Source organism: Parabacteroides sp. merdae-related_45_40, from assembly GCF_001915675.1.
In genome coordinates, this window is sequence record NZ_MNQY01000132.1 from 1 (window position 1) to 13,064 (window position 13,064).

At 46.7% G+C, this 13,064-nt stretch carries 12 protein-coding genes and 1 pseudogene; 4 read left to right on the forward strand and 9 right to left on the reverse strand.

Translation table 11 applies throughout. The features are described from left to right. Positions 1–122: 122 nt before the first annotated feature. The 3 genes and pseudogenes from BHV83_RS18720 to BHV83_RS18730 all read right to left on the reverse strand — a co-directional run bounded on the left by BHV83_RS18720 (position 123) and on the right by BHV83_RS18730 (position 1,444). The gene (locus BHV83_RS18720; protein WP_224204878.1) at positions 123–575 is read right to left on the reverse strand and encodes a GNAT family N-acetyltransferase; all 453 of its coding nucleotides are present in this window, start codon (positions 573–575) and stop codon (positions 123–125) included. A gap of 90 nt (positions 576–665) precedes the next feature. After that, positions 666–1,067, reverse strand: a pseudogene (locus BHV83_RS18725) (GNAT family N-acetyltransferase); the annotation flags it as partial. A gap of 23 nt (positions 1,068–1,090) precedes the next feature. Beyond that, the gene (locus BHV83_RS18730; RefSeq protein ID WP_122205726.1) at positions 1,091–1,444 is read right to left on the reverse strand and encodes a nitrous oxide-stimulated promoter family protein; all 354 of its coding nucleotides are present in this window, start codon (positions 1,442–1,444) and stop codon (positions 1,091–1,093) included. Between the two features lie 104 nt (positions 1,445–1,548). On the opposite strand from BHV83_RS18730, the gene BHV83_RS18735 reads away from it, so the two are divergent. After that, positions 1,549–2,310, forward strand: a complete 762-nt coding sequence (locus BHV83_RS18735; RefSeq protein ID WP_122205725.1) for a hypothetical protein — start codon at positions 1,549–1,551, stop codon at positions 2,308–2,310. Positions 2,311–2,313: 3 nt separating this feature from the next. On the opposite strand, the gene BHV83_RS18740 is transcribed toward BHV83_RS18735, so the two are convergent. Beyond that, positions 2,314–3,855: a family 43 glycosylhydrolase gene (locus BHV83_RS18740; RefSeq protein ID WP_286757893.1), complete on the reverse strand. Its 1,542-nt coding sequence runs from the start codon at positions 3,853–3,855 to the stop codon at positions 2,314–2,316. Positions 3,856–3,980: 125 nt separating this feature from the next. On the opposite strand from BHV83_RS18740, the gene BHV83_RS18745 reads away from it, so the two are divergent. After that, entirely contained in the window at positions 3,981–5,615 is a 1,635-nt protein-coding gene (locus BHV83_RS18745; protein ID WP_122115262.1) for an RluA family pseudouridine synthase, read from the forward strand. 149 nt (positions 5,616–5,764) lie between these two features. Here BHV83_RS18745 and BHV83_RS18750 read toward each other — a convergent pair whose 3' ends face one another. The 3 genes from BHV83_RS18750 to BHV83_RS18760 form a co-directional block, all read right to left on the reverse strand. Further along, positions 5,765–6,601, reverse strand: a complete 837-nt coding sequence (locus BHV83_RS18750) for an SDR family NAD(P)-dependent oxidoreductase (protein WP_005641589.1) — start codon at positions 6,599–6,601, stop codon at positions 5,765–5,767. Positions 6,602–6,689: 88 nt separating this feature from the next. Further along, complete coding sequence (locus BHV83_RS18755) at positions 6,690–7,499, reverse strand: TrmH family RNA methyltransferase (RefSeq protein ID WP_005641587.1); 810 nt, start codon at positions 7,497–7,499, stop codon at positions 6,690–6,692. Between the two features lie 12 nt (positions 7,500–7,511). Then, positions 7,512–8,543 carry an alcohol dehydrogenase gene (locus BHV83_RS18760; protein ID WP_122205723.1) on the reverse strand — a complete coding sequence of 344 codons (1,032 nt, stop codon included), beginning with the start codon at positions 8,541–8,543 and terminating at the stop codon, positions 7,512–7,514. Between the two features lie 111 nt (positions 8,544–8,654). Here BHV83_RS18760 and BHV83_RS18765 point away from each other — a divergent pair, with 111 nt between their 5' ends. Then, positions 8,655–9,683, forward strand: coding sequence for an HU domain-containing protein (locus tag BHV83_RS18765; RefSeq protein WP_122205114.1), 1,029 nt, complete (start codon positions 8,655–8,657; stop codon positions 9,681–9,683). Positions 9,684–9,782: 99 nt separating this feature from the next. Here the strand turns inward: BHV83_RS18765 and BHV83_RS18770 are convergent, their stop codons facing one another. Together BHV83_RS18770 and BHV83_RS18775 are read right to left on the reverse strand one after the other, a co-directional pair. Next, positions 9,783–9,989 carry a type II toxin-antitoxin system antitoxin gene (locus BHV83_RS18770; RefSeq protein ID WP_005641581.1) on the reverse strand — a complete coding sequence of 69 codons (207 nt, stop codon included), beginning with the start codon at positions 9,987–9,989 and terminating at the stop codon, positions 9,783–9,785. 21 nt (positions 9,990–10,010) lie between these two features. Continuing rightward, positions 10,011–10,886 (reverse strand): SPFH domain-containing protein, encoded by an 876-nt coding sequence (locus tag BHV83_RS18775; protein WP_005641579.1) that lies wholly within the window; start codon positions 10,884–10,886, stop codon positions 10,011–10,013. A 134-nt stretch (positions 10,887–11,020) separates the two neighbouring features. On the opposite strand from BHV83_RS18775, the gene BHV83_RS18780 reads away from it, so the two are divergent. Then, a complete protein-coding gene (locus BHV83_RS18780; RefSeq protein ID WP_286757894.1) occupies positions 11,021–13,024 on the forward strand; it encodes a tetratricopeptide repeat protein in 2,004 nt (667 codons plus the stop codon). Positions 13,025–13,064: the final 40 nt, after the last annotated feature.

Genomic DNA, 13,064 nt, shown 5'->3' on the forward strand with positions numbered 1-13,064 from the left:
ATTTTTTCTTAGTCAAGGACTTGGATGCACAAACGTAGGCATTCCTTTTTTACTATGCAAGTATTTGTTTGTTTATTTTTGAAACAATCGGATTTTACTGAATTGATTTTGTTACTACTTTGTTACTTGGACTTGGAAAGTTCTTTTCGTAAGTAGACCATATCCACTAGTTGCTTGCCGTCTTCGTATATAGGATGATCATAATTGTCGGTAAAGAAATCCTTGATACGATGCGAGTATTTGAATCCGTTCTGTTCATAGAAAGGGATGGTCAGCGGACTTTCACCTGTGCCGACAAGCAGAGTGTCATATTTCCCCGCATAATGTTCGGAGATAAATCGGATCAATCTTTTGCCATATCCCTGTTTCTGATATTGTGGATCGGTTGCGATATTTTTGAGTTCGATCGTTTTGCCACCTTCATCCGTGACAACACAAATAGTTTTTAGGATATTTTGATCGTACAAAGCAAACATTTCTCCCCGTTCGAGATAAAGGTCTATCATCGATTCCTGTTCATCGGCCAACAACAGAAGATCGAGGAAACGTTTCTTATGGCGGAAGATTTGCCGGATTTCGAAGGAACTGTCTGAAGCCTGCACGATTGTTTCATTGAGCGAAAGATGCAGGATCGGAAATGGATTGCCGTTTGGATCGGTTTCATCTCTTCCGACAATATCAAATCCTCTGTTCAGATAGAAAGAAGTAGCCTTTTCGTTTTGTTCGTTGACGTCTACTTTGAATATCTGTTTGTGGTGAATGGCAAATTCGATTAACAGCTTGCCGTACCCTTTTCCTTGTTCTTCCGGATGGACGAAAAGCATTTCGATTAATTCGTCACTTAGCCCCATAAATGCAGCTATCCGGTTTTGTCCATTTCGGATGGTGTATAATTCGACAACCGGAATATATTTGTTCCGGACTAACGGCTTGAAGAACCGGATATCCTTTTCGGTCAGAAAACGGTGGGTGCTTCGAACGGAGGCCTCCCATACTTCTACCAATTCGTTTTTTAGCTTTTCTGATTCATCAGGACTAATTGCAGACCAATTTATTTTCTGTAGCATGGATTTTTAATAACAATGGATTTCTATTTATGAAAAAATTCTTGTAGCAGATGCCGGATAGCAGCTGTCGGATGATATAATATCATTCTGGGGCCAGCAAAACGCATGACCTCCTGCATTTTCTTGCGCCTATCCGGTTTGTAGCAATGAACAGGGCATAACCGGCATGTTGTTTTCTTCTCTCCGAAAGGACAATGAGACAGTCGTGCATGAGCATATTGCAAAAGTTCTTTACAATCCGGGCATAAATCCGTATGCTTTTCTTTCTGACGGCAATAGATACGGACCATCTGTGAGACGATCTCCTGTTCTTGTCGGATACGGGTTGATGGCATATTGAGTCTGTTCTTTTCTACAAATTTAGGCATAATCAACATTATCTTCCAAGTTTAAATACCAAATATGTGCGGGTTTGTTGTTTCTGCCATATATTTGTTGATCGGATGAGTTTTTAATGTAGTTTTATAGGAAGAAGGGATATATGGAATATGCAGAATTGTTGAAACGGTTGACGGTGGATTGTAAGGATGACGGAAAACAGTTCCGGAAGAAAGACCGGATACATGAGATAAAAGCCTTGTTGGAAAATTCGGGTTATGAATTGTTGGGCGAGGGAAATCTTTCTTTGCTGTATGGAAAGCCGATGGAAGAAGAAAATACTTACCGGACGCTTGTTTCATCCCATATTGATTGCGTTTATAAAAATTGTTTTGCCAAAGACGAAGACGAACTTTGCTGGAAGGGCACGTTCGACAATAGTGCGACCAATGCTGCCGTGATCGACCTGATGTTGCGGGGCGAACTGGATGAATCCGTTCTGGTCGCTTTCACGGGAGATGAAGAGAAAGACTCGGCAGGAGCCATCGAAATCATGCAGATGTTAGGCCGAATGGAATGTCTGGTAGGTAAGGCTCTCGTGCTTGATGTCACGAATGAAGGTTGGGAAGATGAAGCTGCTTTCTCTATCGAAAACGATCATGGTTTTGATATAATAACCGGTTATCACATTGTCGAATTACTTCAAGCAAGCGGTACTTCGTGCGTGTTTGTACATGAAGCAGAACCCGATGAGACTTGGGAATACAGTAAAGGCTCCAGCTCAGATCTGCCGGGAATCCCGTGCCTAAGTCTGTGCTTGCCTGTCTGTGGAAATATGCATGGGGATGATGGAGTCTTGTTGCGCAAGTCATCTGTCATCCCCTATGAAGATATTCTGAGAAAACTGGCAAATGCCGTTTTCTAATTCTTATTGATAGGATAAAGAACAGTATTCAAATACGGCAGGCTCCTTTTCGTCTCCTTCATGATAAAGTCCCGGACGTGCCACCCGATCCCAGCGAATAAGTGAGCGTATGGCTTCTTCCGATAGACCGTGGTTCACCGGAGTCCATTGCTTGCCGTCTTTACTCCAGGCGAATTGATAGGGGAGTCCTTCTTTCACCTGCATGCGCAGATGCAATGCCATGCTGGGCAGTGGCAGATCGGCCAACTGTTGTTCCTTCCCTTCTCGAACCAACTTTATTTGCAATCGGTCGCCGACCGGGCCGTAAGCGATATAATAGCTATTATCCCCGTAAAGCGTGATCCCTTTCCAACTGCCATTTTGGTTTGTTATGCCGGCATCCAATGTGTAGCCCGAAGATGCAGGACGAAGGCAAAGTGCCTCTCCTGTCTTGCATTCCGGCTTGGGAGAACCACTCAGCCACAGTCTGCCCGCTTCGATTTTAGTTTGGACATTCGAGTACGGATAATTCCAACTCCATTCCGGGCGCAGGTTCGGGCCGGCAAAATTGTCGAAGAAACCAGTTACAGGCTCTTGCACGCAATCGGCAAAAGGCATCGGTTGTACCAAGCGGGCATATTCGCCGGTAACGAAATAAGGCCAGTTGTCCTCTCCGAAACGCAACTCCTGGAGATGGGGCTGACGCCCTAAAAAGAAATCGCTGCCTTCCGAATAGGCGTGACATAGATAAAACATACGTCCGTCAGGCGTTGTCGTCAGTGTGCCATGACCGATAGATTGTATCTCGTCGCTCCCGTGCAGGATCGGATTTCCTTCATACTTTTCATAAGGCCCTTCGAGCTTCTTCGAGCGGGCGACAGCTACGGCATAGTCGCTATTGGGACCGCAACAACCATTAATCGCATAGATCAGATAGTAGTAACCGTTCTTTTTGAACCAGTGCTGTCCTTCCATCCCCACACGTTCGTCGTCTCGGAGCAGGCTGAACGGCTTGCCGGTCAATTTCAACCCGTCCGGAGTCAACTTGCTGGCGAGAAGTTCGATCGGCCGGTTGTCCAGTCCGTAGGCTTTCCAGCTGATGTATAAATCACCCTTGTCTTCGAGGATAAAAGCATCGATCGCTTCCGTTCCGGATTCGACAACCGGTCCGTGATCTTTGAATTTGCCTGTCGGAGAGTCGGAAGTGGCTACTCCGATGTAGGAAGTGTTGTTCGACTTCTTTCGTGCGGTATAGTATACATAAACCTTACCGTTATGATAATACCATTCCGGAGCCCAGAACGACGACTTGGTCCATTCCGGCTGCTGCTCGAATACGTGTCCGGTCTGTTTCCAGTTGACTAGGTCTTTAGATGTGAATACCGGATAGTAGGGAGCCCATTCGGAGGAAGTCCCCGTTGCATAATAAGTATCATCGATCCTCAGGATGGACGGGTCGGCGACATCCCCGTGAATAACAGGATTGGTAAAATAGGTCTGTTTCTGGGCCATACTTGCGCCGGAATACAGGACGGAGCCTAACAAGGCGATGATGAGTCTGTTCATGGTCTGTTAAAACGCTAATTATTAATTGGTCTAAAATTGATGGTTACAAATCTACTGGATAAAACGGAGCTGTCCAAAAAAATCCTTTACTTTTGCCGGATAAAACGTTTTGATTCGGAAAAAGCATGAACAAACTTCACTATTTTGCAGATTCTATTTCTCTTCTCTCTCTGCCGGAAAAGTTTACCTATCCGTTCCATTATACCCCGCATCCCCTTTGTGTGGCGGCAGCGGGCGAGGTCGGGCGCTATTTGTCGACAAAGGGAGAATGGCAGGAGGAACTGCGGAAAGGGAAGATGTTCGGCGTTTTGATTGTCCGTACAGGAGAGGGGGAAGTCGGCTATTTGGCAGCCTTCTCCGGCATCCTGGCAGGGAAGAATCGACACACTTATTTCGTGCCTCCGGTTTATGACGTGCAAGAGCCAGATGGCTTTTTCAGAATCGAAGAAGAACAGATATCGGGAATCAACAGGCGGATCGAGGAGTTGCAGGCAGACGTGCGATATAAAGATTGCAAGCAACGGTTGACTGATGAGACGATCCTTGCCGGACAGGTTTTGGATGATATACGGGAACGGATGAAAGCGGCTAAGGTTGAACGTGACCGGTTGCGTTCGACCGTCACACGGGTAGATTCGGAGCAGCTGATCCGTGAAAGCCAGTTCCAGAAAGCGGAACTGAAACGGCAGAAACAATATTGGAAAGATCACCTTGCTTCCCTCCAAGCGGAAGTAGAGGTGTTCGAGACGGAAATCGAACGCCTCAAAGCAGAACGCAAGACCCGTTCGGCTGCCCTTCAACAATGGCTTTTCAAACAATTCCGCATGTTGAACGCCCGCGGAGAGGAACGGGATTTGTGCAACTTGTTTAAAGATACCGTCCAAAAGACGCCACCGGCAGGTGCAGGTGAGTGTGCGGCTCCCAAGCTTCTGCAATATGCCTACCGGAACGGTTGGCAACCTCTTGCTATGGCTGAATTCTGGTGGGGAGATTCTCCGAAAAACGAGATCCGCCGTCATGGATATTATTATCCGGCCTGCAAAGGGAAATGCGGACCGATCCTGAAGCATATGCTACAAGGCCTACACGTCGAGAAAAACCCGTTGGAAACGGATATGCACCGGGGTACGGAGTTGGAAATCATGTATGAAGACGAATGGTTGTCGGTAGTGAACAAACCGGCCGGCATGTTGTCAGTCCCCGGAAAATCGGATATCGATTCCGTCTACGGGCGAGTGCGACGGATGTATCCCGAAGCGACCGGACCGATGGTCGTGCATCGCTTAGATATGGCAACATCCGGTCTGATGCTCGTTGCCAAGACAAAGGAAGTGCACCAGAACTTGCAGGCACAGTTCAAGAACCGGACGGTGTGTAAACGATATGTCGCTTGGTTGGATGGCATTGTGGAGAAAAAAGAAGGTCATATTGAACTCCCCCTTCGCCCGGATCCGGAAGACCGGCCGCGGCAGGTGGTCGATGCGGTTCACGGAAAACCTGCCGTGACTGATTATACTGTGCTGCATTATGATTCGGGGCGTACTTTTATTTCTTTCATACCGAAAACCGGGCGCACACATCAATTGCGTGTCCATTCGGCCCATCCGCTTGGCTTGAATGCCCCGATAGTAGGGGATGAGTTGTATGGCAGGAAGGCAGACCGCTTGTATCTGCATGCCGAATACTTGGGGTTTATTCATCCTGTCTCTGGAGTGTATATGGAAATAGAAAAGGAATCCGGCTTTGATGATCTTTTATAGTTGTGCCACGATTTCTTCATGCCGTTGGCACTGTTGTTTCCTCGGCATGGTACAGTCGTTTCATGCCGAGGAAACAACAGTTTCATGCTATGGTAACAGTTGTGCCATGTCTATGTAACGGTTGTGTCATGCCTATGGTATAGCGATTGTCACTCGATATAGATCATTTTCTTTGTCATCCCTCCATCGATCGTTACGTTCTCGCCGTTCATAAAATCATTTTCCTCCTGGCAGATGAACAGGCACAAACGGGCGATGTCTTCCGGTTTACCTACTCGCCCCGACGGATGTTGGGCGTGATCTTCTGGGCGAAGCTGTTCGTAGTCGCGCGTCTCGATCCAGCCCGGCGAAATCGAGTTGACCGTGATATGCCATTGGGCAAGCGATAGTGCAAGGGCGTGCGTCAGCGAATAGATACCGCCTTTGGATGCCGCATAACCTTCGCTGCCGGGTTCGCTCATCAGATAGCGAGTGGAACAGATATTGACGATCCGTCCGAACGGATTGGGTGCCTCCTGTGATTGGCGGTGAATGGCCAATCTGCGGGAAGTGATGAAAACTGGACGCAAGTTCACGGATAATATCCGGTCGAAATCTTCCACACCGGTTTCCGTGATAGGGGAGAAACAACTGATTCCCGCATTGTTGATTATGATATCGATATCGCCCCATTCCTTGAAAATCTGCTGCATGCAGTTCTCTAGCGCTTCTTGGTCACTTACGTCAACATGGAAAAAAGAAGTTCCGGTCTGCAACGCTGTCTCTTTTCCCGCCGCTTCGTTACGGTCGCAGAACGCCACGCGGTGTCCGGCGGAACGGAAAGCTCTTACGATCGCTTTGCCTATACCTTCCGCACCTCCTGTTACAAAGACTCTCCTGGTTTTGTGGATAACGGTTGTTTTCCTACCATTGTACGGATGGTTCGTACGTCCCTCCTTGCGGGATTTATATTCTTCGTATTTCTTTTCCAGATAATTGTCTGCCATGGTCTTACGCTTTTTAATAGGATGGCAAAAGTAATCATAATTGAAAATATCTACAACGGTTGCCGGTAAACGATATGCGATCGGGAAATTATTGTGGATTCGGAGCACGAAGTTGCCAAAATGCCACGGCCGCTGCGGCTGCCACATTAAGTGAATCGACACCGTGCGACATGGGGATGCGGACAACATAGTCGGCTGCGGCAATCGTTTCCTGCGAAAGTCCGTCCCCTTCAGTCCCCATCACGATTGCCAATCTGGGTTCGGTTGCCAAGACAGGATTATCGATGGAAATAGAATTGTCTGTGAGTGCCATGGCTGCCGTACGAAAACCCAGTCTTCCCAAGTCGCCAAGAGAACCGTCCATCCAAGTCCAGGGCACAAGAAAGACTGTCCCCATTGACACTCTGACTGCGCGACGGTTCAATGGGTCACAAGAGTTGCGTGTCAGTAATACGGCATCAATTCCAAGAGCCGCCGCCGAACGGAAAATAGCACCGATATTGGTTGTGTCGACAACCCCATCGATTACGACGATGCGTCGGGCCTTCTGGCATACATCTTCCATGCCGCGTGGCTCAGGACGACGCATGGCGCAAAGGACACCGCGTGTCAGGACATAGCCGGTCAATGTCGCAAGCAACTCCCTTTCTCCTGTATAGACAGGCACGTTGCTACAACGTTCAATGATATCGGAAGCATCTCCTGTGATATGCTTGTGCTCGCACAAAATGGCTAAAGGTTCGTAGCCGGCATCCAGAGCCCTCGTGATAACCTTTGGGCTTTCTACGATAAAAATACCTTTGTCTGGCTCGATACGATTGCGCAACTGAGCTTCGGTGAGTGTACAGAACATCTCGACTCCGGGATGAGATAAAGAAGATATTTCGATAACAGGCATTTGACAAGTCTTTTAATAAATAGCAATCTTGATTACACCGTCCAGTTTGTTTTCAAAAACTCGATAAGCCTCCTCGATCTCGTTCAATGCAAAGCGGTGGGTGATAAGGGGAGTGGTGTCTATCTTGCCTTCCTCAATCAGTTGGAGAATCTCAGCACAATCACAACCGTCTACTCCACCGGTTTTGAAAATCAGGTTCTTACCATACATGTCAGGCAGAGGGAAAAGTAGAGGTTTATCGTAAAGAGCCACGATTGTGACTGTCGCGTTTGGACGAGCGCATTCCCACGCCATCTGGAAACTGTCTTCGCTCCCTGCCACTTCCAGAACAACATCTGCTCCGCCGTGGTCACTGTTTTTGAGTACAAACTCCTTACAGTTATCAGGAGTCGTGATCAATACGTCAGGGTAATGTTCACGGATAAACCGAACCCTTTCAGGGGACTTTTCACAGACAATGATATGCTTCGGGTTCTTCAGCATCGAGCAGAGTAAAGTACAAATTCCGGTAGGCCCTGCACCGATGATGAGGACCGTGTCTTTCTCCGTAATTTCCGAGATGCGAGTAGCCCAAAAACCTGTGGCAAGTATGTCTCCGACAAACAGAGCCTGCTCGTCACTGACCGTGTCGGGAATGCGATTCAGTCCTTGATCGGCATAGGGTACTCTGACATATTCCGCCTGTCCTCCGTCGATACGGCAGCCTAAAGCCCAGCCACCGTTGAGGTCGGTACAATTATTGACATATCCGTGTTGGCAAAAGAAGCATTTTCCACAGAAAGTCTCGACGTTCACGGTTACTCTGTCTCCGGGTTTGACAGATGTGACGCCTGTTCCCACTTCTTCGACGACACCTACCATTTCATGTCCGACGGTTGTTCCGAGTATTGCGCGGGGTACACTTCCGTGCTTGATATGCAGGTCACTGGTGCAGATACTACCCAGGGTCACACGCACGATCGCATCCCGTGCATCCGTAATTTTCGGTTTCGGTTTTTCTGTTAAACCAAATTTGCCTTTTTCAATATATGTATATGCAAGCATGATATGATCTTTATTGATTAATTGATTCTTTTCCTTACAAAGATACGAATTTCATCAATTGTAATCCTATAAATTTTTTGTCAATCCAGACAAAAGATTTACCTTTGTTGTATGCTTAGAATTGTAACACATATTGAACGTTTGCTTTTAGTGCATGATTGTGTGATTGTGCCGAAGTTCGGAGGTTTTGTTCTGCAGGCTGTTCCGGCCATGCAGCATAAGGAGGAACATACGTTTCGTCCTTTGAGAAAAGAGATCGGTTTCAATATGACGCTGCAACATAATGACGGGCTTTTGCCTGAATCGTATATGCAGATGCACGAGGTGAGCTATCGTCAGGCACAACTGATGCTGGAAGAAGATGTGGAGGATATAAAGAACATCCTGCAACAATATGGAAAGTTGTCGTTAGGGGTGTTAGGTTCGTTCAGCATAGGAGAAGAAGGACAGATGATTTTCCATCCGGGGGAAACCGATCTGTTCAGTGTCGGCTCGTATGGCTTGCCTGTTTTCCATTTCCCGGTTCTCGCTCCACTAGAGATGGAACGCGAAGAAGCGGTTCTTCTTGTATCCCAAAAAGAGAAGAAAGATACTCTTTATATTCCGATTAGCCGTAAACTTATCCGTACAGTGATGGCTTCGGCTGCTGCAGTGGCATTGTTCCTGTTGGTTTCTACTCCGGTTAGAGATGTTAACCAAGAGGCTTATACAGCCAGTTTTGTTCCGACGGGGATGGTTGTACAAAAGCCGGTTCTTCTTGAAGCGGTTTTGCCAGACAGTACTGTGGCGGAGGCAGATACGAAGCAAGAGTCATCGGAAGAGGTGATTGCGCGTGAAGTGAAAAAAGTTGTGTCTGTTCCGGCTCCGGAAAAGAAGGCGTTTGTGTCCAGGCCTGTAGTTGTCCAATCTAAAAAAATGTATCATATCGTAATCGCCAGTTTTCCATCAGAATCGCAAGCGGACGAATTTATTGCCGGTGTAGATCGTAACGAATGTAAGCATGTCAGCAAGGTTGTTCGTGACGGGAAGTATCGTATCTATGCGGATAAGTTTGATAATCGCGAAGCTGCGGAATCTTATATGGCAACTCTCCGTTCCAATCCGAAATATAAGGATGCGTGGTTATTTATTAGCCGTTGATTTATAATGAATAGAAAGAAATATCCTTCAGTTGAAAAGTTATTTTCTACCGAAGGATATTTAAAAAACGTCCGGACAGGTTTTCGTTATTATTGTTTTCTACTCTTTATTTTTCTCTTCAGATTTTAGTATTCGTTTCTTTTTGAGGCGCCCTGCCTTGCGTAGGGCTTGATCCAAAATGTATTGTATCTGGCCGTTTGTACTCCGAAATTCATCGGCAGCCCAGGCTTCGATCGCTTCCATCATTTCTGCGTCCACACGCAATATGAAACTCTTGGTCGCATTTCCATTTTCCTTTTTGGCCATATTTAGTATTACTGTATTAAGTTACTGATATAAAGTACCTGTATTGACTACAGGTTGTGCGGACTCGTCTGCGCAAAGGACTACCAGCAGATTGCTGACCATTGCTGCTTTCCGTTCTTCATCCAGCTCGACAACACCGTCTTTCTCTAACTTTTCCAATGCCAGGTGAACCATGCTGACAGCTCCTTCCACGATCCGTTCGCGGGCAGAAATGATGGCGTCTGCCTGCTGGCGGCGTAACATCACGCTGGCGATTTCGGATGCATAAGCCAGATAGTTGATACGGGCTTCCACAATTTCGATTCCAGCGATGGCAAGACGGCTGTTGAGTTCGTCTTCTAGGCGTTGGGTTATTTCTCCGCTTTCATCGGAACGGAGTGTGACTTTATCAATCGTCTCATTTGTGTCGTAAGCATACATGCCTGCTACTTGCCGAAGAGCGGCATCGCTTTGTATTTGGACAAACTCTCGGATGTTTCCGGATATATCGAAACTGGCTTTGTAGGTGTCTTTTATTCTCCAGACGACCACGGCTCCGATCATGATCGGATTTCCGACTTTATCGTTGACTTTGATCGGGTCGATGTTCAAGTTTAGGATGCGTAATGTTACGGTTGATTTCAGGAAAAGTGGGTTTACCCAATAGAAACCGTTACTTATGACCGTTCCGGCATATCTGCCGAAAAAAGTCAATACGCGCGAATTGTTTGGCTGGATGATCATAAATCCGGGTAACATGACAACAACGCATATCCCGCAGATGACACCGGCGATGATACTCGGTGTTTGTGGCAGCGATAGTAGATATATGGCTGTCCCTGTTAAAGCAAGCATGATAAGTATAGCCGTAAAACCGGATAATTTGATGCCGTCGAAGTTCTTTTCCTGTGTTTTCATAATGATCGTTATTTGATATTATTTTGATATCACAAAATAAGACAAAGTTTCGGACATATGCAAATAAATTATGGACTTTTTATGAGTAGATATATAAAATATTCTATAGCTTTGTCTACTTAAAAATTACACGATTGGAATTTCAGTTAGACACAGATAATAAGGAGTTTCAGGATGCCCTGCAACTGATCACTCATACACGTCAGTCCGTCTTCTTGACCGGGAAGGCCGGAACGGGTAAATCCACGTTCTTGAAATACATCTGCGCACATACGAAAAAGAAATATGTCGTATTGGCACCGACAGGGATAGCCGCGATTAACGCGGAAGGGGTGACGCTTCATTCTTTTTTTAAATTACCTTTTCGCCCGATGTTGCCCGATGATCCGGATTTGAGTCTGAAGAACGGACGGATCTTCGAGTTTTTCAAATACAGGAAAGAGCATCGGAAGTTGATTTCGGAAGTGGAATTGATCATTATAGACGAGATTTCGATGGTACGGGCAGAGATCATCGATTGTGTCGACCGGATCTTGCGTGTCTTTTCCGGTAATATGCGTTTGCCGTTCGGAGGCAAGCAATTGCTGTTTGTCGGCGACGTCTTCCAATTGGAGCCGGTGGTCCCTGCCGACCAGAAAGAAATATTAAGTCTCTTCTATGCCAGTCCGTTTTTCTTTTCGGCCCGTGTCTTCAAAGATATAAATCTGGTCCCGATCGAATTGCAGAAAGTGTACCGGCAGACAGATCCTGTATTTATCAATATTTTGGATCGTATCCGTAGCAATATTGCCCGGAAACAGGAGTTGGATACTTTGAATGCTCGCTATTTCCCTGATTTTATACCTCGAAACGAGGATATGTACATCACGCTTGCCACCCGGCGGGATCAGGTGGATTTTATCAATGAACGGAAGTTGGGGGAATTGCCCGGTGAAGAGTTCGTTTCTCACGGCAAGATCGAAGGTGATTTTCCTGAGTCGTCTCTGCCGACACAATTAAACCTATCCATCAAGGAGCAGGCCCAGGTTATTTTTATCGATAATGATTATGAACGTCGTTGGGTCAATGGTACGATCGGTATGGTGTCGGGGATCGACGAGAATGGGAATGTCTACGTCCTGTTAGAGGACGGGAGGGAATATCTGGTCGAGCCGACTTCCTGGCGCAACTATAAGTATAAATACAATGAAAAGGAGAAAAAGGTCGAAGAAGAAATTGTCGGTACTTTCGAGCAGTTGCCGATTCGTCTTGCCTGGGCGATCACCGTGCATAAGAGCCAGGGGCTTACGTTCAGCCGTGTCGTGGTGGATTTGACTGGTGGTGTGTTTGCTGGTGGCCAGACATATGTCGCTTTAAGTCGTTGTACGTCTCTGGAAGGGCTGGTGCTGAAAAGCCGGATTTCTCCGCATGATATCTTTGTGCGGAAAGAGATCGTCCAGTTCAGCCAGATGTTTAATGACCGGCAGTTGATTGAAAAAAGTTTGCGTGAAAGTGAGGCGGAATTGTTGTATGCACGTGCCGCCCGTTGTTTTAAATCCGGCAATGTGAAAGAGATGGTTGAGGCTTTCGCTGCTGCTGTCAGTAAGCGGAATGAGCTGGAAAAGCCAGAAGTGCAACGGTTGCTCCGTATGAAATTGCAAACTATGAACACTCAACGGGCGCAGATCAAGAAACTCCGGGAGGAGATACACGCCCAGCGGGAGATTCAGAAAGAATATGCCCACGAATACTATTTGATGGGGAATGAATGTATTACGAAAGCGCACGATCCGAATGCAGCTATTCGCTCTTTCGACAAAGCGCTCAAGCTTTATCCTGAGTTTGTGGATGCTTGGGTACGTAAAGGAGTGACCCTTCTCGATATGGGTGACGGTTTCCAGGCGGTTACTTGCCTGAACGAAGCCGTGCGACTGAACCCGAAATCATTTAAAGCGCGTTATAATCGTGGAAAATCTTATCTTCAACTGAAATATTACGACGAGGCCGTTTCTGACTTTATGAAAGCTGTCGATCTGAAACCGAAGCACGCTGCAGCCCATGAATATCTTGCCGAAGCATTTCTGCATATAGGGGAGGAAGAGTTGGCTCGGCAGCATCAGGATATTGCCGATGACCTTCGTAATGGGAATGAAAATTAATAAGTTGTCATTAATTTTGTACAGAAATATAATAAAAGCG